The organism is Leifsonia sp. PS1209 (assembly GCF_012317045.1).
GTDB lineage: Bacteria > Actinomycetota > Actinomycetes > Actinomycetales > Microbacteriaceae > Leifsonia.
Genome location: NZ_CP051154.1, coordinates 1,176,483 through 1,199,476, shown reverse-complemented (window position 1 = coordinate 1,199,476; position 22,994 = coordinate 1,176,483). Strand labels below are relative to the sequence as shown.

Sequence of the window (22,994 nt, the reverse complement as noted above, 5' to 3'; positions counted from 1 at the left end):
TGGGGAAAGCTCTCAGGGTGTGGACAACGTGTTCGCGCGTGCCCGAGCGTCAGCGCGCGGTGACCGCCTGCACCTCGGCTAGCCACTCGGTGGGGTTGACCCCGGATGCGCTCAGCCAGACCAGGTATTCGCGGTTGCCCTGGCTGCCGGCGATCGGCGACGCGATGAAGCCCTTCGTGCCGAGGCCGAGGTCGTGCGCGGCCCAGAGCACGCTCGTCACCGCGTCGGAGCGGAGCGCCGCGTCGCGCACGATCCCCTCCTTGATGCCCGTGCGGCCCACCTCGAACTGCGGCTTCACCAGCAGCACGAAGTCGGCTCCGTCCGCCGCCGTCTCCGCGAGCGCAGGCAGCACCTGGGTCAGCGAGATGAACGACAGATCCCCGACCACGAGATCCGGGCGCACCTCATCGCCGACCAGCCCGGCGAGCGCCCTCGCGGTGAGCGTCCGCACGTTGACGCCCTCGAACGACGCCAGCCGCTCGTCGCCCGCGATCAGCGGGGAGAGCTGCCCGTGGCCGACGTCCACGGCGATCACCCTGGCGGCTCCGCGCTCCAGCAGCACCTGGCTGAACCCGCCCGTGGATGCTCCGGCGTCGAGGGCGACGCGGCCCGCGACGTCGATGCCGAACGCATCCAGTGCACCGATCAGCTTGTGGGCGCCGCGGCTGACGTAGTGGTCGGCGCCGGCCACCTCGACCACCTGGTCGTCCCGCACCTTGTGCGACGCGCGGGTGACGGGCACGCCGTCCACCGTGACCAGTCCGTCGGCGATCACGGTGGCGGCGTGCGAGCGCGACCGTGCGAGTCCCCTGGCGGCGAGCGCGACGTCGAGACGGGAGTCAGCCATTGCGCTGCACGTCGCCGCCCTCGAGCTGGTCGCGCAGTTCGTCGTGCACCTGCGCGTACGCCTCCGCCCGCGCTGCGAGCGCCTGCTCTTCGATCACGGCGAGGCGGGAGACGAGCCCGTCTTCACCCCTGTCTGTCGCATCCATGGGTTCAACGGTACGCGACAAGGCGGGCGGCTACTCGACGAACAGGCCGGCGAGCGTCTTCTTGCCGCGGCGGAGCACGACGAGGTTGCCGGGGAGCACCAGATCGCCGACCGGCACCTCTCCGTCGTCCACCTTCGTGTTGTTCACGTAGACGCCGCCCTGCGCGATGGCACGCCTGGCCTCGCCGAGGCTCGATGTGAGGCCGGTGTCGACCAGGGACTGGGTGACGGTCGCCGTGGGTGCCGTCGTGGTGTTCGGAAGCTCGCGCAGCGCTGCCTCCAGCGTCGACGCATCCAGTGCCGTCAGCTCGCCCTGGCCGAAGAGCGCCTGGGCGGCGGCGATCGCAGCTTCCGTCGCCTCCGTGCCGTGCACCAGGCTGGTCACCTCGAAGGCGAGCGTGCGCTGCGCCTCCCGCTTGAACGGCTCGTCGGCGACGGCCTGGGCGAGGCGCTCGATCTCGGCGCGGCCGAGGAAGGTGAACACCTTGAGGCGGTCGACAACATCCGCGTCGTCCGTGTTCAGCCAGAACTGGTACATGGCGTACGGGCTGGTGAGCGTCGCATCCAGCCAGATGGCGTTGCCCTCGCTCTTGCCGAACTTGGTGCCGTCGCTGTTCAGGATGAGCGGAGTGCCGATGGCGTGGACGGAGACGTGCTCGACGCGGCGGACCAGATCGGTGCCGCTGGTGAGGTTGCCCCACTGGTCGCTCCCGCCGGTCTGCAGCACGCAGCCGTATTCGCGGTACAGCTCCAGGTAGTCGAGGCCCTGCAGGATCTGGTAGCTGAACTCGGTGTAGCTGATGCCCTCGTCGGAGTTGAGGCGCGCGGCGACGGCGTCCTTCTTGAGCATGGTGCCGACGCGGAAGTGCTTGCCGATGTCGCGGAGGAAGTCGATGGCGGACAGCGGCTCTGTCCAGTCGAGGTTGTTGACCAGCCGCACAGCGTTGTCGCCCTCCGCGCTGAGGAAGCGCGAGACCTGCCCCTGCAGGTAGCCGACCCACTCGGAGACCGTCTCCTTGGTGTTCAGCGTGCGCTCCGCGCTCGGGCGGGGGTCGCCGATCAGGCCGGTGGAGCCGCCGACCAGGCCGAGCGGCTTGTGGCCGGCCAGCTGCAGCCTGCGCATGGTGAGGAGCTGCACCAGGTTGCCGAGGTGCAGGCTGGCCGCTGTCGGGTCGAAGCCGCAGTAATAGGTGACCGGCTCGCCGGCGAGGAGCTGTTTGAGCGCTGCTTCATCCGTGGACACCTGGATGAGCCCGCGCCACACCAGCTCATCCCAGACGTCGTCGAAGGACGGATCGTTGGTCTGTGCGTTGAGCGTTTCGGAGTCGGACACGCACTCAGATTATCAGCGGGGCCGCCGCGGGATTGCCGCGAGCGATCAGGGCTGTGGGCCTGATCGGGGTTGAATCAGGTCTGTGGGCCTGATATTGTCAGCATCAGGTTCACAGCCCTGATGGAAGGAGTGCGCCGTGTACGTCATCACCGCAGACCAGGTCGACAGCAGGAACAGGCCGGACATCGTCGCCTCCGCCCTGGACGACCTCAACGGGCGCTACGCCGACCGGCTCGAGCTCCCCGTCGACCGCAACGCGGGAGACGAGCTCCAGGCGCTCACCGCGTCGGCGGACGCGGCCGTCGACCTCGTGCTCGACCTCACCAGGCGGGGCGCCTGGAGCGTCGGCCTGGGCATCGGAGCCGTGCGCACCCCGCTCCCCGACGCTACCCGCAAAGCGGCAGGGGATGCGTTCGTCGCGGCCAGAGACGCCGTCACCAGGGCGAAGCGCGCCAGCACCCGCTTCGCAGCCGCGTCCGTCGCATCCGGAACCTCCGGAGCCTCCGAGCAGGACGCAGCGGACGTCGAGGCCCTGATGAACCTCCTGCTCACCATCCGGGCGGAACGTTCCGACGCCGGCTGGGAGCTCTACGACCTGCTGGAGACCGGCCTCACCCAGGCGGAGGCCGGCGCCCGCCTCGGCATCACACCGCAGTCGGCCAACGACAGGGCGCGGGTGGCGAACCTCCGCGTCGAGCAGTCCGCCGTCCCCGCTCTGACTAGGCTGGTGGCGCGTGCCGACGATGCCGGGCACGACGCCGGGCGCAGAACGGAGAGAGCGTGACGACCATCCCATACCCCGCGATCCTCGCCGCTGCCGGCCCGATCGCCGCCTGGTCGTTCGCGCTGGTGCTCGCCATCGCAGCGCTCTGCTGCATGATCGCCACGCTGCGGTCGCCGCGGCGTCCGCTGGTCTACGTCGCCTCCGGGCTGCTCGCCCTGGCGGTGGTGCTCGTGATCCTGCCCGGCCAGCACGCTCCCCTGCTCTTCCAGGTGCTCATCGGCATCGTGGCCATCGCGCTCAGTGTTGCGGGAGGCGGACCGGCGTCGCAGGTGGTGCTGGCCCTCGCATCCCGGTCCACCGTCGACGGAGTGCACGGCGGCATCGTCGTCCCCGACCGCGTCGACGGTCAGGACGGCACCCGCGAGGTGCTGCGCGGCGGAACGACGATCGGCTTCCTCGAACGCTTCGCGACGACCGGCGCGATCATGGCCGGCTTCCCGGAGGCCATCGCCGTGCTCGTCGCCATCAAGGGCGTCGGCCGCTTCACCGAACTGGACGCGGCCGAAGCGCGCGAGCGGTTCATCATCGGCACGCTCACCAGCCTGGTCTGGGCATGCGTGTGCGCCGCGCTGTTCCGGATCGCCGCCGGCTAGTCGTGCGACTTCGGGTGCCGCTTGTACGCGGACACCGACGGTTCCCCCGGCAGCCAGTACCGCCACGGGAACGCCGCTCCCCCGCCTGCCCCTGACACCCCGGTGCGCGGCCCCGTCTCGTGCGGCAGCGGGATGCGCGGCAACAGCAGCGAGAACGGCGGCGCGTACAGGTCCGCGCCGTCGTCGGCGAGGGTGATCCCGGCGGCGACGACGAGCCGCGCAGGCCCGCGTCCCAGGTCGCGGCGCGGGACGACGCGCGCCGTCGGGCCGGAGCGGCGCAGGGTCGCCAGCTCCTCGCCCTCCACCACCTCTGCGCCGCGCAGCAGCACAGCCGAGGCCTCTCCAGGCGGCGAGCAGACGACGTTGGCGCAGACGTGCATCCCGTAGGTGAAGTACGCGTAGAGGTGCCCTGGCTCGCCGTACATGACGGCGTTGCGCTTGGTGCGGCCGCGGAAGGCGTGCGATCCCGGGTCGAGGCCGTCGCCGATGTACGCCTCGACCTCGGTGATGCGCAGGGAGACCGCGCCCTCCGGCGTCTCGTGCCGCAGCACGCCACCGAGGAGCCGAGGGGCGACGTCGAGCGACGACGCCAGGAAGAACTCGCGGTCGGGCAGGAAGAGCCCGTCCGCGAGCGCCCCCTGCCCGCCCGAGGTCATGTCCGGTCGCCGCTCAGAAGATCCGGCCGCCGGCCACGAGCGTGACGATCAGGCCGACCACGATCACGAGCACGGCGACCACGACGATCGCCGGGATGATCCACGGATAGCGCGGAGACTTCTTGTCGGGACGATAACCGCTCATCAGCCGAGATCCCGTCGTGCGGCGACGAATGCCGAGGTCAGCACGCGCACCCGCTCGGTGAGGGCGGCGAGCTGCTCCGCCACGCGCACGGGTGCTGTTCCTCCCACGTTGTCGCGGCTGGCGACGGAGCCGTCGATGGTCAGCACCTCGCGCACATCCGGGGTCAGCAGCGGCGACACCGAGGCGAGACCGGCGTCGTCGACGTCGCTCAGCTCCAGGCCGCGCTCCTCCGCGAACTTCACCAGGTTGCCGGTGATCTCGTGCGCATCCCGGAACGGGACGCGCCGCTTGACCAGCCACTCGGCCACATCGGTCGCGAGCGAGAAGCCCTGCGGCGCAAGCTCGGCCATCCTGTCGGTGTGGAAGCGGAGCGTCGCGACCATGCCGGTGAATGCGGGGAGCACCACCTCCAGGGTCGTCACAGAGTCGAACACCGGCTCCTTGTCCTCCTGCAGGTCGCGGTTGTACGCGAGCGGGAGGCCCTTGAGGGTGGTGAGCAGGCCCGTCAGGTTGCCGATCAGGCGCCCGGCCTTGCCGCGGGTGAGCTCCGCGATGTCCGGGTTCTTCTTCTGCGGCATGATCGACGACCCGGTCGAGTACGAGTCGTCGAGGGTGACGAAGCCGAACTCGCGCGTGTTCCAGAGGATGATCTCCTCGGCGAACCGCGACAGGTCCACGCCGATCTGGGCGCAGACGAACGCGAACTCCGCCACCACGTCCCGGGCGGCGGTGCCGTCGATCGAGTTCTCCGAGCTGGCGGCGAAACCGAGGTCGCGCGCGACGAGCAGCGGGTCGAGCCCGAGCGTGGAGCCCGCGAGGGCTCCGGAGCCGTACGGCGAGACGTTGGCGCGCTTGTCCCAGTCGGCCAGGCGCTCCAGGTCGCGGACGAGCGGCCAGCAGTGCGCGAGCAGGTGGTGCGCGAGCAGCACCGGCTGCGCGTGCTGCAGGTGCGTGCGCCCGGGCAGGATGGCCGATGGATGCGCGTCCGCCTGAGCGGCGATGGCGTCGATCAGGGCGATCAGCCGCTCGGCGATGACACCGGCGTGGTCGCGCAGGTAGAGCCGCACCAGCGTCGCGATCTGGTCGTTGCGGCTGCGCCCGGCGCGCAGCTTGCCGCCGAGCTCCGTTCCCGCCCGCTCGATCAGGCCGCGTTCGAGGGCGGAGTGCACGTCCTCGTCCGTCTCGAGCGCCGCGAACGCGCCGGAGGCGACGTCGGCGTCGAGGCGGTCGAGTGCTGCGAGCATCCCGTCCAGTTCCTCGGGGGCGAGGTAGCCGGCTGCCGCGAGGGCGCGGGCGTGCGCCCGGGATCCCGCGATGTCGTACGCGGCGAGCTGCCAGTCGAACTGGGTGGACTTGCTGAGCGCTGCCAGCTCCGGAGACGGCCCGCCGGCGAAGCGGCCGCCCCAGAGGGCGCCCGCCTCGCCTGCGCGATTGCCTGCGGCCGGCTGATCGTTCTGATCAGACACCGTGCTCCTTACTGGGCCTGGTCGCGACGAGCCGAGATCTTGCTCGGCAGCGACCACAGCTCGATGAAGCCCTTGGCGAGCGACTGGTCGAACGTGTCGCCGGTGTCGTACGTGGCGAGGTTGAAGTCGTACAGGCTGGTGTCGCTGCGGCGGCCGGTGACGACCGCGGATCCCGCGTGCAGCTTCAGGCGGATGTCGCCGTTGACGTACTTCTGCGTCTCGTCGATGAACACGTCCAGGGCGCGCTTCAGGCCGGAGAACCAGAGGCCGTCGTAGACGAGCTCCGACCACTTGGCCTCGACGGTCCGCTTGTAGCGGGCGACGTCGCGCTCGACGGTCATGTTCTCGAGCTCCTCGTGGGCGGCGATCAGCGCGATGCCGGCCGGCGACTCGTAGACCTCGCGGCTCTTGATGCCGACGAGGCGGTCCTCGACGATGTCGATGCGGCCGACACCCTGACCACCGGCGACGGTGTTCATCAGCTGGACGGCCTCCAGCGGGGTGACCGGCTTGCCGTCGATGGCCACGGGGATGCCCTCGCGGAACGAGATGACGACCTCGACGGGGTCGCGGGTCACGGCCGGGTCCTGCGTGTAGGTGTACAGGTCTTCGATCGGGGCGTTCCACGGGTCTTCGAGGAAGCCGGTCTCGACGGCGCGGCCCCACACGTTCTGGTCGATGGAGTACGGCGACTTCTTCGACTGCTCGATCGGGAGGTTGTGCTCGGCCGCGTACACGATGGCCTTGTCGCGGGTGAGCGCGAAGTCGCGGACGGGGGCCAGCGAGGTCAGCTCGGGGGCGAGCGCTGCGACGGCGGCCTCGAACCGGACCTGGTCGTTGCCCTTGCCCGTGCATCCGTGGGCCACGCTGTCCGCACCGAGTGCCTTCGCGGTCTGCGCGAGGTGCTTGGCGATCACCGGGCGGCTGAGCGCGGAGACCAGCGGGTAGCGCTTCTGGTACAGGGCGTTGGCCTTGAGCGCCGGCATGATGTAGTCGTCGGCGAACTCGTCCTTCGCATCCACGACCACGGACTCGACCGCGCCGCAGTCGAGCGCGCGCTGACGGATGGCCTCCATGTCCTCTCCGCCCTGTCCGACGTCGACCGCCAGGGCCACGACCTCTTTACCGGTCGCGTCTTTCAGCCAGCCGATGCCGACCGAGGTGTCGAGACCGCCCGAGTACGCGAGAACAACACGTTCCGCCATGATTCTCCTTCAGTTCTGTTTCGTAAAGATTCTAGGGAGTGCCGCTATGCGGCGTTCTTCGCGAGCAGCCAGACCAGCAGGGCCTTCTGGGCGTGCAGGCGGTTCTCCGCCTCGTCCCAGATGACCGACTGGGGGCCGTCGATGACGTCGGCCGTGACCTCGTAGCCACGGTCGGCGGGAAGACAGTGCATGAACAGCGCATCCGGCTGGGCGAGCGCCATCAGGTCGGAGTCGACGCGGTAGCCGCCGAAGACAGCGATGCGCTCCGCCTTCTCGTCCTCCTTGCCCATCGACACCCAGGTGTCCGTGATCATCACGTCCGAGCCGGCGGCCGCCTCGCGCGGGTCGGCGAACAGGGTGACGGACCCTCCGGTCTGCTCCGCGATGGCCTCCGCGTCGGCGACGACCGCTGCGCTCGGGGCGTATTCGGCCGGGGAGGCGACGCGCACGTGCATCCCGGCCGTGACGCCGCCGAGCAGGTAGGACTGGCCCATGTTGCTCGCGCCGTCGCCGAAGAAGGTGAGGGTGAGCCCCGCGAGCGATCCACGCTTCTCCCTGATCGTCAGGAGGTCGGCGAGGATCTGGCACGGGTGGAAATCGTCGGAGAGGGCGTTGACGACGGGGACCGTGGTGCCCTTCGCCATCTCCTCCAGGCCGGACTGCGCGTATGTCCGCCAGACGATCGCGGACACCATGCGCTCCAGCACGCGAGCCGTGTCGGACGGGGTCTCCTTGCCGCCGAGCTGGCTGTTGGCCGTCGAGATGATCAGCGGGCTGCCGCCGAGGTCGGCGATGCCGACGGCGAACGAGACGCGCGTGCGGGTCGACGACTTGTCGAAGATCACGGCGACCGTCTGCGGACCGGCGAGCGGCTTGGCGCCGAAGCGGTCCTGCTTCAGCTGCACGGCGAGATCCAGGATCTCGGCCTGCTCGGAGGGGCTGATGTCGTCGTCGCGCAGAAAATGCCTGGTCATGATTTCTTTCCGGTGGTGGGGATGGAGGCGAGGGCTCGGCCGAATCGCTCGCGGAACTCCGCCAGCTCGTCGTCGCCGACGATCAGCGGCGGGGCCAGCCGGATGCTCGACTCGTTGGGGGCGTTGATGATGAGCCCGTTGGCGAGCGCGGCATCGGAGAGCCGGTGCGCTTCCCCCTCTGTCAGGCCGATGCCGACGAGGAGGCCCTGGCCGCGCACGTCGCCGATCAGCGGGGAGTCGTAGCCGCGGATGATCGCCCGCAGCTCTTCCCCGCGGCGCTCGGCGTTGCCGACCAGGTCGGAGCGCTCGATCTCGCCGAGCACGGCGTTGCCCGCCGCGGTCGCGAGCGGGTTGCCGCCGAAGGTCGAGCCGTGCTGGCCCTGCGAGAACAGCTCGGACGCCCAGCCGAAGGTGACGAGCGCGCCGATCGGGACGCCGCCCGCGATGCCTTTGGCGACCGTCACCGCGTCCGGAAGGATGCCGGCGTGCTCGTAGGCGAACCAGCGTCCCGTGCGTCCGACGCCGGTCTGGATCTCGTCGATGATGAGCAGCACCCCGTGCTGCTCTGTCAGCTCGCGCGCACGCTTCAGGAAGCCGTCCGGCAGGTCGAGCACGCCGGCCTCGCCCTTGATGGGCTCGACGAATAGCGCGGCGACGCGCTCGTCGATGGCTGCTTCGAGCGCCTCGATCGTGGTGTCGATGTGCTCGACCCCAGCCGGCAGCGGCTCGAACGCCTCGCGCATCGGCGGCTTGCCGGTGAGCGCCAGCGACCCCATCGTGCGGCCGTGGAACGCGTTGTTCAGCGCGAGCACGCGGGTGCGGTGACCGCCGGACCTGTTGAGCCTGGCCAGCTTGAAGGCCGCCTCGTTCGCCTCAGCTCCCGAGTTGCAGAAGTACACGCGCCCGGCGTCGCCGGCCCCGGTGATCCTGGTGAGACGCTCGGCCAGTTCCAGCTGCGGCGGGGTGGCGAAGTAGTTGGAGACGTGCGCGAGCGTCGCGATCTGGCGGGAGACCGCATCCACCAGCACGGGATGCGCGTGGCCGAGCGAGTTGACCGCGATCCCCGCGAGGAAGTCGAGGTACTCGTTGCCGTCCACGTCCCAGACGCGGCAGCCCTCTCCGCGCGCCAGCATCAGCTTGGGCGTGGCGAGCGTGCGCATCATGGTGTGGCCGAAACGGTCGGTCCAGCCGGTCGTCGTGCTGGTGCTCACGATGGCACCACCTCCGTTCCGATCCCCGATTGGGTGAAGACTTCGAGCAGGATCGAGTGCGGGATGCGCCCGTCGATGATCGCGGCCTTCGCGACGCCGCCGTCGACGGCGTCGAGGCAGGCGGACATCTTCGGGATCATGCCGGACTCGAGCGTCGGCAGCAGTTCGCGCAGCTCGCCTGCGTCGATCTTGGACAGCAGCGAGTCGCGGTTCGGCCAGTCGCTGTACAGCCCGGCGACGTCGGTCAGGATGACGAGCTTCGCCGCCCCGAGAGCGACGGCGAGGGCCGCGGCCGCCGCATCCGCGTTGACGTTGAGCGAGTGCCCTGGGTCGTCGATGTCCGGCGCGATCGAGGACACGACCGGGATGCGCCCGGCGTCCAGCTGCGCGTGCACGGCCTCCGGGTTCACACCGATCACGTCGCCGACCAGCCCGAGGTCCACCTCGACGCCGTCGACGACGGTTCCGCGCTTGCGCCCCTGGAACAGCCCGGCGTCCTCACCGGAGATACCGGCGGCGAGCGGACCGTGCTTGTTGATGTTGCTGACGAGGTCGCGGTTGATCTGGCCGGTGAGGACCATGCGCACCACATCCATCGCCTCCGGCGTCGTCACCCGGTACCCGCCGCGGAACTCGGACTCGATGCCGAGCCTGTCCAGCATCGCGGAGATCTGCGGGCCGCCTCCGTGCACCACGACCGGCCGGATGCCCGCGTAGCGCAAGTAGACCATGTCCTCGGCGAACGCCTGCTGCAGCTCCTCGCTGACCATCGCGTTCCCACCGAACTTGACCACGATGATCTGGTCGTGGAACCGCTTCAGCCAGGGAAGCGACTCGATCAGCGTCTCGGCCTTGGCCGAGGCGCTCCTGCGCTCCTCCGCCTCCGCCGCGTCGGTCTCTGCTCTCGTGTCGAGCGTGCTGTCGTCTGTCATCTCAGCTCGCGTACGCACTGTTCTCGTGCACGTAGTCGTGCGTGAGATCGTTGGTCAGGATGGTCGCCGTCTCGCCCCCGGCATGCAGATCGATCAGGATGTGCACGGCGCGCGGCGTCAGGTCGACCAGCTCGCGCGGCTGGTCCGGCTCCCCCGCCGTACAGATCTGGATGCCATTGATCGCGACGTCGATGCCGTACGGATCGAACACCGCATCGGTCGTGCCGACCGCTGCGAGCACCCTGCCCCAGTTGGGATCGTTGCCGAAGATGGCCGCCTTGAACAGGTTGCTGCGGGAGACGGCGCGGCCGACGGTCACGGCGTCGTCCTCGCTCGCCGCGTTGACGACCTCGATGGCGATGTCGTGGGATGCGCCCTCCGCGTCGGCCTGCAGCTGCTCGGCGAGATCGCGGCACACCGCGGTGAGCGCCGCGGCGAACTCCGCCTCGTCTGCTGCGACGCCGCTCGCGCCGGAGCCGAGCAGGGCGACGGTGTCGTTGGTGGACATGCAGCCGTCGGAGTCGAGCCTGTCGAAGGTGACCCTGGTCGCGGCCCGGAGCGCCGCATCCAGCCGGGCGGAGTCGAGGACGGCGTCGGTGGTGATGACGACGAGCATGGTCGCGAGGCCGGGCGCGAGCATCCCCGCTCCCTTGGCCATACCCCCGACCGTCCAGCCCGCCGGGGAGCGGTGCTCCGCCTGTTTGGGCTTGGTGTCCGTCGTCATGATCGCCTCGGCGGCGGCGAGTCCGGCATCCGCGCCGAGGCCCGTTCCCTCGGCGAGGGCTGCCGCGGCGTCCGTGACGCCCGCCGTGAGCTTGCCGAGGTCGAGCTGGTCGCCGATCAGGCCGGTCGAGCAGACGAGCACGTCTCCGGCGGAGACGCCGAGCCGTTCGCCGACCGCCTCCGCGGTGGCATGGGTGGTCTGGAAGCCCTGTGCACCGGTGTAGCAGTTGGCTCCGCCCGAGTTGAGGACGATGGCGGAGACCACGCCGTCCGCGATGACCTGCCTGCTCCAGATGACCGGGTTGGCCTGACACCTGTTGGTCGTGAACACCGTGGCCGCCGCGCTGAGCGGGCCGAGGTTCTGCACGATCGCGAGGTCGCGCTTGCCGCTGGCCTTGAGGCCGGCTGCGACCCCCGCCGCGGCGAATCCGGATGCTGCTGTGACGCTCACGGTGCCACTCCGTTCACGGTCAGGCCGGCGGTCTCGTCGAGACCGAGGGCGATATTGGCGGACTGGATGGCGGCGCCGGCCGTCCCCTTGTAGAGATTGTCGAGAGCGAGGACCGTGACGACGCGGCCCGCCGCCTCGTCGACGGCAACGGCGATCAGAGCGGTGTTCGCACCGAGCACGTCGGCGGTGCGCGGCACGGTGCCGGCCGGGAGCACCTGCACGAACGTCTCGCCCGCATAGGCGGACTCCCATGCGCTCTGCACCTGCTCGGCCGTCACGCCGGGCTTCAGCCGGGCGGTGGAGGTGGCCAGGATGCCCCGCGACATCGGAACGAGCACCGGGGTGAACGAGACCGTGGGGTTGGCGGCCCCCGCCTTGCGGAGGTTCTGCTGGATCTCCGGGATGTGGCGGTGGGTCCCGCCGACCGCGTACGGGTTGGCCGAGCCCAGGATCTCGCTGGCCAGGTACATCGTCTTGAGGCTCTTGCCTGCGCCGGACGGGCCGACGGCGAGGACGGCGACGATGTCCTCCTCCTCGATCAGCCCGGCGGCGATGCCCGGGGCGAGCGCGAGGGAGACGGCGCTGGCGTTGCATCCCGGTGCTGCGATGCGCTTCGCTCCGACCAGCGCATCCCGCTGCTTGCCGTCGCCGACGGGCAGCTCGGGCACACCGTACGCCCAGGAGCCGAAGTACTCGCCGCCGTAGAACGCGGCCCACGACTCCGGGCTCTCCAGCCGGTGGTCGGCGCCGCAGTCGACGACGAGCGTCTCCTCCGGCAGCAGCGCGGCGATCTCGCCGGACTTGCCGTGCGGAAGGGCCAGGAAGACCACGTCGTGACCGGAGAGGTTCTCCACGGTCGACTCGACCAGGGTCAGGTGGCTGAGGGAACGGAGGTGGGGCTGGTGCGAGACGAGCGTCTGCCCGGCGTTCTGATGCGCCGTGACCGTGCGGACCTCGAAGTCTGGATGACCGGCGAGGATCCGCAGGAGCTCTCCGCCCGCGTAACCGGATGCTCCGGCGACGGCTACCGAGAAAGTCATGCTTCTACCTTATTGAGTGGACGACAGGGGGCCTCGACGAAGGCGGCACCCACGAGTCCCTCGGAAAGGGTCGCGCCAGCGCCGCCTAGATTCGGCGGTCGCGCAGGCGTCGGCGCATGGCGCGGGCGGCGGAAGCCGAGCGCGTGTCCTCAATGCACCGAACGAAAAGCATGCGCCAACCCTATCGTCACTCCCCACCTCCGCACCAAATCGGGCGCCGAACGCGCGAGAGCGCGGCCCCGGCAGACGGGGCCGCGCTCTCGCACTCTGGGTGGTCGATCAGTCGCGGATGTGCGCTCCGAACAGCTCCCCGGCGCGCGCCGCTCCCGCGAGCTTGGCCTCGCTGGCCTCGGCCGCGGTGAGCGTGCGGTCGTCCGCGCGGAACCGCAACGCGAACGTCAGGCTCTTGTGCGCGGCGGGCAGGCCGTGGCCGCGGTAGTCGTCCACCAACCGGATGTGCTCCAGCAGCGCCCCTGCACCCTCCCGCACCGCACGCTTGACGTCGCCGGCCGGAACCTCCTGGCGCACGACGAGCGAGAGGTCCTGGGTGGCGGCGGGGAAACCGGAGATCGTGCCGGCGACGATGTCGGCGGGCGCGACCGCGATCAGCGCATCCAGGTCGAGCTCGAACACCGCGACGACGCGCGGCAGGTCGAGCTCCTCGGCCAGCGCCGGCAGCAGTTCGCCCGCGTAGCCGACGGGCACCTCGACGCCGTCTGCTCCCCGGGCGATCAGCTGCGCCGTGCGGCCGGGGTGCATCGCCTGGTGCGTGCTCTGCACGGGGTCCACCTCGATGCCGAGCGCCGCTGCGGTCTGCGCCACCATCGTGAGCGCGTCGGCGACACCGGCGGCGATCGCCTCCTGACCTGGCTGCTTCTGCACGGGATGCCCGAGCACCAGCCCGGCGAGGTGCCTCGGCTGCGCCGGGATGCCGGCGTTGAGCCCGGCGAGCACGTCGTCGGACGGCAGAGCAGCGCCGAGCGGGAGCGTCTCGCTTCCGAGGCCGTCGCCGGACGGACGGAAGACGGTGCCCAGCTCGTAGATGCTCAGATCGACCAGGCCGCGGGCGAGGTTGCGCTTGGCCGCGTCGACCAGGCCGGGGAGCAGGGCCGTCCGCAGGTACGGCGCCGTCGCATCCAGGGCGTTCGCCAGCTTGACGGCAGGGACGCCGCCCGCCTCCGGCGAGCCGAAGAGGTCGTTCGCCTTCTCGCTCACGAACGGGAACGCCAGGATCTCGGTGGCGCCGTTGTCCGCGAGGGTCTGCGCGACCGCGCGGCGCAGCTTCTGCTCACGGGTCAGGCCGCGGCCGGGAGGCGCGACGGGCAGCTCCGACGGGATGCGGTCGTAGCCGACGATGCGCGCCACCTCCTCCGCTAGGTCGGACTTGTCGCGCAGGTCCGGACGCCAGGTCGGAGGGACCACCGCGAGGTCGCCATCGGACTCGGAGACGGCTCCGCCGATCTCGGCGAGCGCGCCGCGCACCTCGTCGTCGGTGAACTCGACGCCGATGAGGGAGGCGATGTACGTGCGGGGAAGGCGGATCGCCTCCGGAGCCTCCGCGGCATCCAGCACGGAGCCGAGCGCGTCGGCGTGGCCGCCGGCGAGCTGTTCGAGCAGCTGAACGACGCGTCCGGCGGCAGCGACGGCGACGCGCGGGTCGACGCCGCGCTCGAAGCGCTTGGACGCCTCGCTCGGCAGCTTGTGCCTGCGCGCGGTGCGCGCGATCGACACCGGGTCGAAGTTCGCGGCCTCGATCAGGACGTTCGAGGTCTCTGCGCCGATCTCGGTGGATGCGCCGCCCATCACGCCGGCGAGGCCGATGGGACCGGAGTCGTCCGTGATGACGAGGTCTTCCGCATCCAGCGTCCTGGTCTGGTCGTCCAGGGTCACCAGGGTCTCCCCCTGGTGCGCCCTGCGCACGACGATGCCTCCATGCAGCTTGTCCAGGTCGTAGCCGTGGATGGGCTGGCCGAGCTCGAGCATCACGTAGTTGGTGATGTCGACCACGAGCGAGATGGAGCGGATGCCGGCCAGCTTGAGCCTGGCGATCATCCACGCGGGCGTCGGACGGGAGCCGTCGACGTCGCGGACGACGCGGGTGACGAACACCGTCGCCCCCGAGCGGCCGCGGATCGGCGCCCTGTCGTCGATCGCGACGCTGAAGCCGTGCGCGTGCGCACCGGCCGGCAGGATGCCCGCCGCGTCGGCGGGGTCGCGGAACGCCGCACCGGTGGCGTGCGAGTACTCGCGGGCGATGCCACGGATCGAGAACGCGTATCCGCGGTCGGGCGTCACGTTGACCTCGACGGCGGTGTCGTCCAGGCCGAGCAGGGCGATCGCGTCCGCTCCCACCTCGGGGTCGAGCCCGAGGGTGGAGAGGCGCAGGATGCCGTCGTGCTCGTCGCCGAGGCCCAGCTCGCGGGCGGAGGCGATCATGCCGTCGGAGACATGGCCGTACGTCTTGCGGGCGGCGATCGGGAACGGCCCGGGCAGGACGGAGCCCGGCAGGGTCACCACGACCTTGTCGCCGGGGAAGAAGTTGCCGGCGCCGCAGACGATGCCGTGCACGGCGTCTCCGCCGTCCGCAGCCTTCTCACCCTCCGGCGCGACGCGCACCTGACACCACCGGATGGTCTTGCCGTTGCTCTGCGGCTCCTCGACGAAGTCGAGCACCTCGCCGACGACGACGGGTCCGGAGATCTCGAACGAGTGGATCTCCTCCTCTTCGAGACCGACGGAGACGAGGGCCGCGTGGACCTCCTCGGGGGTCGTACCCGGCTCGAGGTCGACGTACTCGCCGAGCCAACTCAGGGGGACGCGCATCAGACCACCATTCCGAACTGCTGAGAGAACCGGACATCGCCCTCGGCCATGTCACGCATGTCTTTGACGTCGTTGCGGAACATCAGCGCCCGCTCGACGCCCATCCCGAACGCGAAGCCCGAGTACACCTCCGGGTCGATCCCCGCCGAGCGGAGCACGTTGGGGTTGACCATGCCGCAGCCGCCCCACTCGATCCAGCGCGCCCCGCCCTTGAACGTGGGGTGCCAGAGGTCGAGCTCGGCGCTCGGCTCGGTGAACGGGAAGTAGTTGGGGCGCAGCCGCACCTTCGCCTCGTCGCCGAACAGCGTCTTGACGAAGTGGTCGAGGGTGCCGCGCAGGTGCGCCATCGTGAGGCCCTTGTCGACCGCGATGCCCTCCGTCTGGTGGAACACCGGAAGGTGGGTCGCGTCGAACTCGTCCGTGCGGAACACCCGGCCGGGCGCGATCCGGTACACCGGCAGCTCGTTGCCCAGCAGGGCGCGCAGCTGCACCGGAGACGTGTGGGTGCGCATCACGAGGTGCGCGTTCGTCGGCTCGACGAAGAAGGTGTCCTGCATCGCACGCGCCGGGTGGTCCTCATCGAAGTTGAGGGCGTCGAAGTTGTACCACTCGCTCTCCAGCTCCGGGCCTTCCGCGACCTCCCAGCCCATGCCGACGAAGACGTCGGCGATGCGCTCCTGCAGCAGCGAGAGCGGGTGACGGGCGCCCGGGGTCCAGCGCGTAGGGAGGGCGGTGACGTCGAGCGCCTCCGCTGCGAGACGAGCCTCGTTCTCCTCGCGCTCGATCTGGGCCTCCTTGGCCGCGAACGCCTGGTTGACGGTTCCCCTCGCCTGGCCGACCAGTTTGCCGGCGGAGGCCTTCTGGTCGTTGGGCACGGAGCGGATGGCGGCGTTCAGGCGCGCGAGCGGCGAGCCCTCGGCCGTGTGCTCTGCGCGCACGACCTTGAGTGCAGCCGAGTCGGCCGCGGCGTCGATCGCCGCGAGGGCCGACGCGACCGCCGCCTCGACGGCGGCTTCGGAGATTTCGGAGGATTCAGACACGAGACCCAAGTTTAGTGGGCAGCGCTAGCCGGCACTCCCCTGGTGCGCACCGAGCCCGACCGCCGGCAGCAGCACGCCGTCGATCAGCGAGATGAGGAACTCCCTGTCCACCGGCTTGTGCAGGATGAGGGTGCGGTACGAGGCCATCGACGGCGTCACGAGCGCGAGCGTCTCGATGTCGCAGTCCGCGGAGATCTCCCCGCGCTCGATCGCCCTGCGCATGAAGAACCGGTTGACGGATGCGCGGGGCTCGACGATGGCGGCGTTGACGGCCTCCGCCAGGTCGGGGTCCTGCGCGAGCATCGAGATGAGCCCGGCCATCACGCGCAGCTTCCTCTCCGCGTCTTCGAGGCTGTGCGGCTTGATCATCGCGATCATGTCGCCGCGGAGCGTCCCGGTGTCCGGCAGCGCATCCTGGTCGACGTCGATCTTCTTCATGCACGCGACGGCCTCGATGACCAGTTCGGCCTTGGAGCCCCAGCGGCGGTAGACCGTGGCCTTCCCCGCCTTGGCGCGGGAGGCGACCATGTCCATCGTCATTCGTTCGTACCCGGTCTCGGCCAAGACGTCGAGGGCGGCGGCGAGGATTTCGGGGTCGCGCGTGTGGTCGCGTTTGCGGCCCAGCTTCGCGGGCGCCGTCCGCGTTTCGTCAACGGTGTCGAGCTGCGTCATTGCGGCTTCCTTCGTGTTGTGGCTGTCCATCCAGACCATTGTAAGGTTAATTTTAGAACTTGGGAGATCCGGAACTGCTTAGTTTCGTATATAGTGACCTCCATGTCGCAGAATCCCCCTCCCGTTTCGACCCGCCGCTGGTGGACGCTCGTCACCGTCGCCCTCGCGCAGCTCATGGTCGTCCTCGACTCCACGGTCGTGAACATCGCCCTCCCGTCGGCACAGGCCGACCTCGGTTTCAGCAACGCCGACCGCCAGTGGATCGTCACCGCATACTCCCTCGCCTTCGGCAGCCTGCTGCTGTTCGGCGGAAGGCTCTCCGACCTCATCGGCCGCAAACGCGCCTTCATCATCGGCCTCATCGGCTTCGCGGGGGCGTCCGCCCTCGGCGGGGCCGCCGGCAGCTTCGGGATGCTCGTGGGCGCCAGGGCACTGCAGGGCGCGTTCGGCGCACTGCTCGCCCCCACCGCCCTCGCCGTGCTCACCACCACGTTCACCATCCCCAAGGAGCGTGCCCGCGCGTTCGGCATCTTCGGAGCCATCGCCGGAGCAGGCGGCGCGGTCGGCCTGCTGCTCGGCGGCTTCCTCACCGAGCAGTTCGACTGGCGCTGGAACCTCTACATCAACGTCGTCATCGCCATCGTGGCGATCATAGGCGCGACCATCTTCGTCAGCAGCGTCGCCCGCTCCGGCCCGCGGCCGAAGCTCGACGTGCCGGGCACGATCCTCGTCTCCGGCGCGCTGTTCAGCCTCGTCTACGGATTCTCGAACGCGGAGACGGACGGCTGGGACTCCCCGCAGAGCTGGGGGCTGCTCGCCGCATCCGGTGTGCTGCTGATCGCGTTCGTGCTCTGGCAGCGCAGGGCGGCACATCCGCTGCTGCCGCTGTCGATCGTGCTCGACCGCAACCGCGGAGCCTCGTACTCGTCCATCCTGATCGCCGGGGCGGGGATGTTCGGCATCTTCCTCTTCGTCACCTACTACCTGCAGACCACGCTGAAGTTCAGCCCCATCCAGACCGGCCTCGGCTTCCTGCCGATGATCGTGATGCTGGTGATCGCCGCCCAGCTGTCGACCAACATCTTCGTGCCCAGGTTCGGGCCGAAGGTGATGGTGCCGATCGGCATGACCATCGCCGCGATCGGCATGGTCTACCTGACCCACCTCGGCGTCACGGCCAACTACGCGACCGACGTGCTGCCCGCGCTGATGATCCTCGGAACCGGCATGGGCTCGATCATGCCCGCGGCAATCCAGACCGCGACCCTCGGCGTCGACCGGCACTTCGCCGGGGTCGCCTCCGCGATGGTGAACACCAGCCAGCAGGTCGGCGGATCCATCGGCACTGCACTGCTCAACACGCTCGCGGCTACCGCGGCGACCGACTACATCGCCTCGCACCTGCCGCCCACCCCCTCGGTGGCGGCGGAGGCCGCCGTGCACAGCTACGCGACCGCGTACTGGTGGGGCGCAGCGTTCTTCGTGTTCGGCGCGATCCTGTCCGCGCTGCTCTACCGCCGCCGCGGAGACGGGGCATCGCTCGGCAACCCGGGCGGCACGGCGGGGGCGGCAGCGGACGCACCGGAGCCGACCGAGCCGGTCGTCGCGCACTGAGGTTCTGACTCACTGACGCACTGACGCACGAACGCCCTGCGTGGATATTCACGCAGGGCGTTCGTGTGTCGCTGGCCGGGACGACGCTCAGTCCGTCACAGCGGCCGAGCGCTGCGCGAACGCGGACTCGTAGAGGCACACGCTCGCGGCGGTCGCCAGGTTCATCGACTCCGCCTTGCCGTAGATCGGCACGGTGACGACGCGGTCGACCAGGGGAAGCAGCTCGTCGGCGAGGCCGTGCGCCTCGTTGCCGAACACCCACGCGGTGGGGCGGGCGAGCTGCCCGTCCGTGCGCGCGGCGAGAAGGTCTTCGCCCTTGATGTCGGCGGCAAGCACCTGCAGTCCGGCGCTGTGGGCGCGCTGAACCACGTCGTCCAGAGTGGCGCCGACGGCGACGGGGACGTGGAAGAGCGAGCCGGTGGTCGAGCGGACCACCTTCGGGTTGTAGAGGTCGACGGTGCGGCCGGTGAGCACGACGGCGTCTGCGCCGGCGGAGTCCGCGGCGCGGATGATCGTGCCGGCGTTGCCGGGGTCGCGGACTTCCTCCAGGACCGCGACCAGGCGCGGCTCGTCCCGGAAGATGTCCTTCACCGAGGTGGGGAACTGGCGGCACACGGCCACGAAGCCCTGCGGGGTGACCGTGTCGGCCATCGCATCCAGCACCTGCTCGGTGACGAACTCGACGTCGACACCCGCATCCACGGCGGTCTGGCCGATGTCGCTGTACCGTTCGAGCGCCGTCGGCGTCGCGTACAGCTCGACCACGAGCTCCGGACGGAACGACAGAGCCTCGGCGACGGCCTGCGGCCCTTCGAGGAGGAACAGGCCGGTCTCAGCCCTGGCGGCGCGCTTCGCGAGTTTGGCGACGGCCCGAACGCGCGGTGAGCGCGGGTTGTCAAGCATGTCCCCAGCTTAGAGGGATGCGCCCGCACAACGAGAGAACCCGGCCGACACGATGGTCGACCGGGTTCTGACGTGGTGGGTGCGAGTTACGCAGCAGCCTTCGGCGCCGAGGTGTCGGCGGGGAGAGCCTTCTTGGCGGTCTGCACGAGAGCCGCGAAGGTGGCGGGCTCGTTGACGGCCAGCTCGGCGAGGATGCGACGGTCGACCTCGACACCCGCGAGACCCAGGCCCTGGATCAGACGGTTGTACGTGAGGCCGTTCGCGCGGCTCGCGGCGTTGATGCGCTGGATCCACAGGCGGCGGAAGTCGCCCTTGCGCGCACGGCGGTCACGGTAGCTGTAGACCAGCGAGTGAGTGACCTGCTCCTTGGCCTTGCGGTAGAGGCGCGAACGCTGTCCGCGGTAGCCCTCGGCACGCTCGAGGATGACCCGACGCTTCTTGTGAGCGTTGACCGCCCTTTTTACTCTTGCCATGTCTTCTTTACTTCCTTAAAAAGTCGGGTGGGGTTACTTGCCGAGCATGCGGCGGATGACCTTGGCATCCACCTCGGGAACGACCTGCTCCTGGTTGAGGCGACGCTTGCGGTCGCTGGACTTGACCTCCAGGTTGTGGCGCATCCCGGCCTGCTGCTTCATGACCTTGCCGCTTCCGGTGATCTTGAAACGCTTCTTGGCCCCGGAGTGGGTCTTCTGCTTGGGCATTATTTCTCCTCGTTCGTCGCCTCGGCGGGCGAACTCTCTTCGGACTGAGCAGAGTCGTCTGCGTCAGCAACCGCCTCGGTGTCGCGGCCCTGGGCCCGCGCTTTCGTGGCGGCACGTTGTGCGTTGGCCTCGGCCTTGGCCTCTGACTTGTTCTTCAGAGGGCCGATGACCATGACCATGTTTCGACCGTCGATGGTCGGGTTGGATTCGACCGAGCCGAACTCGGCCACATCTTCTGCGAAACGCTGGAGAAGACGCACACCCTGGTCTGGGCGCGACTGCTCGCGACCCCGGAACAGGATCATCGCCTTCACCTTGTCGCCGGCCTTCAGGAAGCCTTCGGCGCGCTTGCGCTTCGTCTCGTAGTCGTGCTTGTCGATCTTGAGGCGGAAACGCACCTCTTTGAGGATGGTGTTCGCCTGGTTGCGCCGGGCCTCCTTGGCCTTCTGCGCAGCCTCGTACTTGAACTTGCCGTAGTCCATGATCTTCGCGACAGGCGGCTTGGAGTTGGGAGCAACCTCAACCAGATCCAGGTCTGCTTCCTGCGCGAGTCGGAGGGCGACCTCGATTTTGACGACGCCGACCTGCTCACCGCTGGGGCCGACAAGTCGAACTTCGGGGACGCGGATACGGTCATTGGTACGGGGATCGCTGATGCTTTTCTCCTCTGATCAAGCGATACTTCGCGGCCGCGATCTCGTCGGGTGACGACACCGGCGAAAGAGGATTTTCCACGCACCAACGCATTCCCGCGATTTCTCGCAGGCCTGGTACAGCACCCTGACTACCCCCGCGCTTGCGCGCGTTGGCGGAGTGCAACAACCCGGTAACCTAATAAAGCGGTCAAGCGCGGGTGGGAGGAATCTCCACTTTCGTACCGAGACAGATGTCCCGGAGCCCGAACGATTCTAACAGAGGAAAGCAGTGAGCGACACACCCCACGTCTTCGACGACACCGACGACGTCAGCGCGGCCACCCGCGACATCTCCGAAGTGCCCGCCGTCGAGGTCATCACGACCACCGCTGTGCACCTGATGAGCGCCGCGGCGGTCAAGTGCGGACTGGCAGACGACCCGGATGCGCAGACCGACCTCGACGAGGCCCGCAAGCTCATCGACGCCCTCGCCGGCCTGGTCACCGCGAGCGCGGCTCACCTCGGCGACCAGCACGCCCGCAGCCTCCGCGACGGCCTGCGCTCCCTGCAGCTCGCGTTCCGCGAGGCCTCCCCCATCCCGGACGAACTGGGCAAGGGGCCGGGCGAGAAGTACACCGGCCCGGTCAACTAGCTCGCGTCTAGCTCGCGTCTAGCTCGCGTCTAGCTCGCGTCGGCCGGCACGCTCGCGAGCGCGTCCGCGACGGCAGCGGCCGTCCGCGCCGCCTCGGCGCGGTCGGTCTGGAAGTTGCTCACCGAGAAACGCAGCACGGCCTGCCCGCGCCAGCGCGACGGTGAGCCGAAGGCGACCCCCGCACCGTTCAGCGCGGCGGTCACGGCCCGCGTGCGCTCGTCGCTGCCGAAGGTCGCACAGACCTGGGTGAACACCACGTCGTTCAGGATGCGCACCCCCGGCAGCGCGGACAGCCGCTCCCGCAGCTCGGCCGCCGCATCCGCCAGCCGCTCCACGAGGTCGGCGACGCCGTCGCGGCCCAGTTGCGCGAGCACCGCGTACGCGGGAACGCCGCGCGCCCTCCTGGAGAGCTCCGGCACCCTGTCGTTCGGGTCGGAGCCGTCCACCGACGCCGGCAGGTAGGCGGCCTGCTGCGCGAACGACGCGTGCAGCGCCTCCGGTCTCGCCACGATGGCGATGCCGCAGTCGTACGGCACGTTCAGGGTCTTGTGCGCATCCGTCGCCCAGGAGTCGGCCGCCGCCATCCCGGCGGTCAGGTGCCTCAGGCGCGGCGATGCAGCCGCCCACAGCCCGAACGCGCCGTCGATGTGCACCCAGGCTCCCGCCGCGTGCGCGACCTCGATGGCGTCGGCGATGGGGTCGAACGCTCCGGAGTGCACGTTGCCCGCCTGCAGGCAGACGATGGCGGGGCCGGAGCCGGTGCCCGTGCCGCTCGCGAGCGTCTCGCGCAGCGCGTCCACGCGCATCCGCCCCTCGTCGTCGGCGTCGACGAGCTGCGGCCTCCCCAGCCCGGCGAACCGGCCGGCCTCCTCGAGGGAGCCGTGGCATTCCGCGCCCGCGATGAAGCGCACGCGGGGACCGCCGGAGAGACCGTTGGAGGCGACGTCCCAGCCGGCGCTACGCAGCACCTGGTCCCTGCCGGTGACGAGACCGACGAAGTTCGCCATCGTCGCGCCCGTGACGAACCCGGCCTCCGCGGTCGACGGCAGCCCGAGCAGATCGACGATCCACTCGCCGGCCAGCTCCTCCGCAGCGACGACGCCGGGCGTCACCGTGCGCAGGGTGGCGTTCTGGTCCCACGCGGAGACCAGCCAGTCCGCGGCGAGCGCCACCGGCTCCGCTCCCCCGATCACCCAGCCGTGGAACCGCGGGGAGTGCATCCTGAGCAGCCCGGGCTCGATGGCGTCGCCCATCCGGCGCAGCACAGTGGTGGCTGGCTCCCCGCGGTCGGGGAGGCTCCTGCCGAGCGCATCCTTGACCTGGTCGATGCTCGCGGTCGCCGGGATACTGCCCTCGCGGACGCCGTCGAGCCATCGCCCGGCGAGCTGCGACGCTTCGCCGAGCGCTGCATCGAACGGGTCGTCCGCGCTCACGCCGGTTATCGTACGCC

General features: G+C 69.9%; 24 protein-coding genes. 4 read left to right on the top strand and 20 right to left on the bottom strand.

The genetic code is table 11. The features are described 5' to 3' along the window. Window positions 1-49: 49 nt before the first annotated feature. The 3 genes from HF024_RS05760 to tyrS are packed head-to-tail and all read right to left on the bottom strand — an operon-like array spanning window position 50 to window position 2,324. Window positions 50-847: a TlyA family RNA methyltransferase gene (locus tag HF024_RS05760; protein ID WP_168688944.1), complete on the bottom strand. Its 798-nt coding sequence runs from the start codon at window positions 845-847 to the stop codon at window positions 50-52. Continuing rightward, window positions 840-992 (bottom strand): hypothetical protein, encoded by a 153-nt coding sequence (locus HF024_RS05755; protein ID WP_168688943.1) that lies wholly within the window; start codon window positions 990-992, stop codon window positions 840-842. The genes HF024_RS05760 and HF024_RS05755 overlap by 8 nt, the downstream gene beginning before the upstream one ends. Window positions 993-1,022: 30 nt before the next feature. Beyond that, on the bottom strand, window positions 1,023-2,324 hold the full coding sequence (gene tyrS / locus HF024_RS05750) for a tyrosine--tRNA ligase (protein ID WP_168688942.1): 1,302 nt from the start codon (window positions 2,322-2,324) through the stop codon (window positions 1,023-1,025). Between the two features lie 136 nt (window positions 2,325-2,460). Here tyrS and HF024_RS05745 point away from each other — a divergent pair, with 136 nt between their 5' ends. Next, the gene (locus HF024_RS05745) at window positions 2,461-3,108 is read left to right on the top strand and encodes a DNA-binding protein (protein WP_168688941.1); all 648 of its coding nucleotides are present in this window, start codon (window positions 2,461-2,463) and stop codon (window positions 3,106-3,108) included. Continuing rightward, the gene (locus HF024_RS05740) at window positions 3,105-3,701 is read left to right on the top strand and encodes a hypothetical protein (RefSeq protein ID WP_247597321.1); all 597 of its coding nucleotides are present in this window, start codon (window positions 3,105-3,107) and stop codon (window positions 3,699-3,701) included. The genes HF024_RS05745 and HF024_RS05740 overlap by 4 nt, the downstream gene beginning before the upstream one ends. Here the strand turns inward: HF024_RS05740 and HF024_RS05735 are convergent. The 12 genes from HF024_RS05735 to HF024_RS05685 all read right to left on the bottom strand — a co-directional run bounded on the left by HF024_RS05735 (window position 3,698) and on the right by HF024_RS05685 (window position 17,039). Beyond that, a complete protein-coding gene (locus HF024_RS05735) occupies window positions 3,698-4,357 on the bottom strand; it encodes a DNA-3-methyladenine glycosylase (protein WP_168688940.1) in 660 nt (219 codons plus the stop codon). The genes HF024_RS05740 and HF024_RS05735 overlap by 4 nt on opposite strands. 13 nt (window positions 4,358-4,370) lie before the next feature. Next, window positions 4,371-4,502 carry a hypothetical protein gene (locus tag HF024_RS19965; protein WP_256922021.1) on the bottom strand — a complete coding sequence of 44 codons (132 nt, stop codon included), beginning with the start codon at window positions 4,500-4,502 and terminating at the stop codon, window positions 4,371-4,373. Next, window positions 4,502-5,968, bottom strand: a complete 1,467-nt coding sequence (argH, locus tag HF024_RS05730; protein WP_085370010.1) for an argininosuccinate lyase — start codon at window positions 5,966-5,968, stop codon at window positions 4,502-4,504. Before argH ends, HF024_RS19965 begins: the two co-directional genes overlap by 1 nt. Before the next feature lie 8 nt (window positions 5,969-5,976). Further along, window positions 5,977-7,173 carry an argininosuccinate synthase gene (locus HF024_RS05725; protein ID WP_085370009.1) on the bottom strand — a complete coding sequence of 399 codons (1,197 nt, stop codon included), beginning with the start codon at window positions 7,171-7,173 and terminating at the stop codon, window positions 5,977-5,979. Between the two features lie 44 nt (window positions 7,174-7,217). Continuing rightward, window positions 7,218-8,147, bottom strand: a complete 930-nt coding sequence (argF, locus tag HF024_RS05720; RefSeq protein ID WP_168688939.1) for an ornithine carbamoyltransferase — start codon at window positions 8,145-8,147, stop codon at window positions 7,218-7,220. Continuing rightward, window positions 8,144-9,358, bottom strand: coding sequence for an acetylornithine transaminase (locus HF024_RS05715; protein ID WP_168688938.1), 1,215 nt, complete (start codon window positions 9,356-9,358; stop codon window positions 8,144-8,146). Before HF024_RS05715 ends, argF begins: the two co-directional genes overlap by 4 nt. Next, the gene (gene argB, locus HF024_RS05710; protein ID WP_168688937.1) at window positions 9,355-10,290 is read right to left on the bottom strand and encodes an acetylglutamate kinase; all 936 of its coding nucleotides are present in this window, start codon (window positions 10,288-10,290) and stop codon (window positions 9,355-9,357) included. Before argB ends, HF024_RS05715 begins: the two co-directional genes overlap by 4 nt. Before the next feature lies 1 nt (window position 10,291). After that, window positions 10,292-11,464: a bifunctional glutamate N-acetyltransferase/amino-acid acetyltransferase ArgJ gene (gene argJ, locus HF024_RS05705; RefSeq protein WP_168688936.1), complete on the bottom strand. Its 1,173-nt coding sequence runs from the start codon at window positions 11,462-11,464 to the stop codon at window positions 10,292-10,294. Further along, window positions 11,461-12,504: an N-acetyl-gamma-glutamyl-phosphate reductase gene (gene argC, locus HF024_RS05700; RefSeq protein WP_168688935.1), complete on the bottom strand. Its 1,044-nt coding sequence runs from the start codon at window positions 12,502-12,504 to the stop codon at window positions 11,461-11,463. Before argC ends, argJ begins: the two co-directional genes overlap by 4 nt. Before the next feature lie 279 nt (window positions 12,505-12,783). Continuing rightward, window positions 12,784-15,327, bottom strand: coding sequence for a phenylalanine--tRNA ligase subunit beta (pheT, locus tag HF024_RS05695; RefSeq protein WP_168688934.1), 2,544 nt, complete (start codon window positions 15,325-15,327; stop codon window positions 12,784-12,786). After that, the gene (gene pheS / locus HF024_RS05690) at window positions 15,327-16,367 is read right to left on the bottom strand and encodes a phenylalanine--tRNA ligase subunit alpha (protein ID WP_168688933.1); all 1,041 of its coding nucleotides are present in this window, start codon (window positions 16,365-16,367) and stop codon (window positions 15,327-15,329) included. Before pheS ends, pheT begins: the two co-directional genes overlap by 1 nt. Before the next feature lie 24 nt (window positions 16,368-16,391). Next, window positions 16,392-17,039, bottom strand: a complete 648-nt coding sequence (locus HF024_RS05685) for a TetR/AcrR family transcriptional regulator (protein ID WP_210724028.1) — start codon at window positions 17,037-17,039, stop codon at window positions 16,392-16,394. A gap of 102 nt (window positions 17,040-17,141) precedes the next feature. Here HF024_RS05685 and HF024_RS05680 point away from each other — a divergent pair, with 102 nt between their 5' ends. Continuing rightward, the gene (locus HF024_RS05680; protein WP_168688931.1) at window positions 17,142-18,653 is read left to right on the top strand and encodes an MFS transporter; all 1,512 of its coding nucleotides are present in this window, start codon (window positions 17,142-17,144) and stop codon (window positions 18,651-18,653) included. An 87-nt stretch (window positions 18,654-18,740) separates the two neighbouring features. Here HF024_RS05680 and HF024_RS05675 read toward each other — a convergent pair whose 3' ends face one another. The 4 genes from HF024_RS05675 to infC form a co-directional block, all read right to left on the bottom strand. Next, a complete protein-coding gene (locus HF024_RS05675) occupies window positions 18,741-19,556 on the bottom strand; it encodes an RNA methyltransferase (protein ID WP_168688930.1) in 816 nt (271 codons plus the stop codon). Between the two features lie 86 nt (window positions 19,557-19,642). After that, entirely contained in the window at window positions 19,643-20,029 is a 387-nt protein-coding gene (gene rplT / locus HF024_RS05670) for a 50S ribosomal protein L20 (RefSeq protein WP_055891081.1), read from the bottom strand. Between the two features lie 33 nt (window positions 20,030-20,062). Next, on the bottom strand, window positions 20,063-20,257 hold the full coding sequence (gene rpmI, locus HF024_RS05665; RefSeq protein ID WP_055891076.1) for a 50S ribosomal protein L35: 195 nt from the start codon (window positions 20,255-20,257) through the stop codon (window positions 20,063-20,065). Next, on the bottom strand, window positions 20,257-20,913 hold the full coding sequence (gene infC / locus HF024_RS05660) for a translation initiation factor IF-3 (RefSeq protein WP_085369999.1): 657 nt from the start codon (window positions 20,911-20,913) through the stop codon (window positions 20,257-20,259). Before infC ends, rpmI begins: the two co-directional genes overlap by 1 nt. Before the next feature lie 268 nt (window positions 20,914-21,181). Between infC and HF024_RS05655 the strand changes: the two genes are divergently transcribed. Beyond that, window positions 21,182-21,544, top strand: coding sequence for a DUF1844 domain-containing protein (locus HF024_RS05655; RefSeq protein ID WP_085369998.1), 363 nt, complete (start codon window positions 21,182-21,184; stop codon window positions 21,542-21,544). Window positions 21,545-21,573: 29 nt separating this feature from the next. Here HF024_RS05655 and HF024_RS05650 read toward each other — a convergent pair whose 3' ends face one another. Further along, window positions 21,574-22,977, bottom strand: coding sequence for a pyridoxal-dependent decarboxylase (locus HF024_RS05650; RefSeq protein WP_168688929.1), 1,404 nt, complete (start codon window positions 22,975-22,977; stop codon window positions 21,574-21,576). Between the last annotated feature and the right edge of the window lie 17 nt (window positions 22,978-22,994).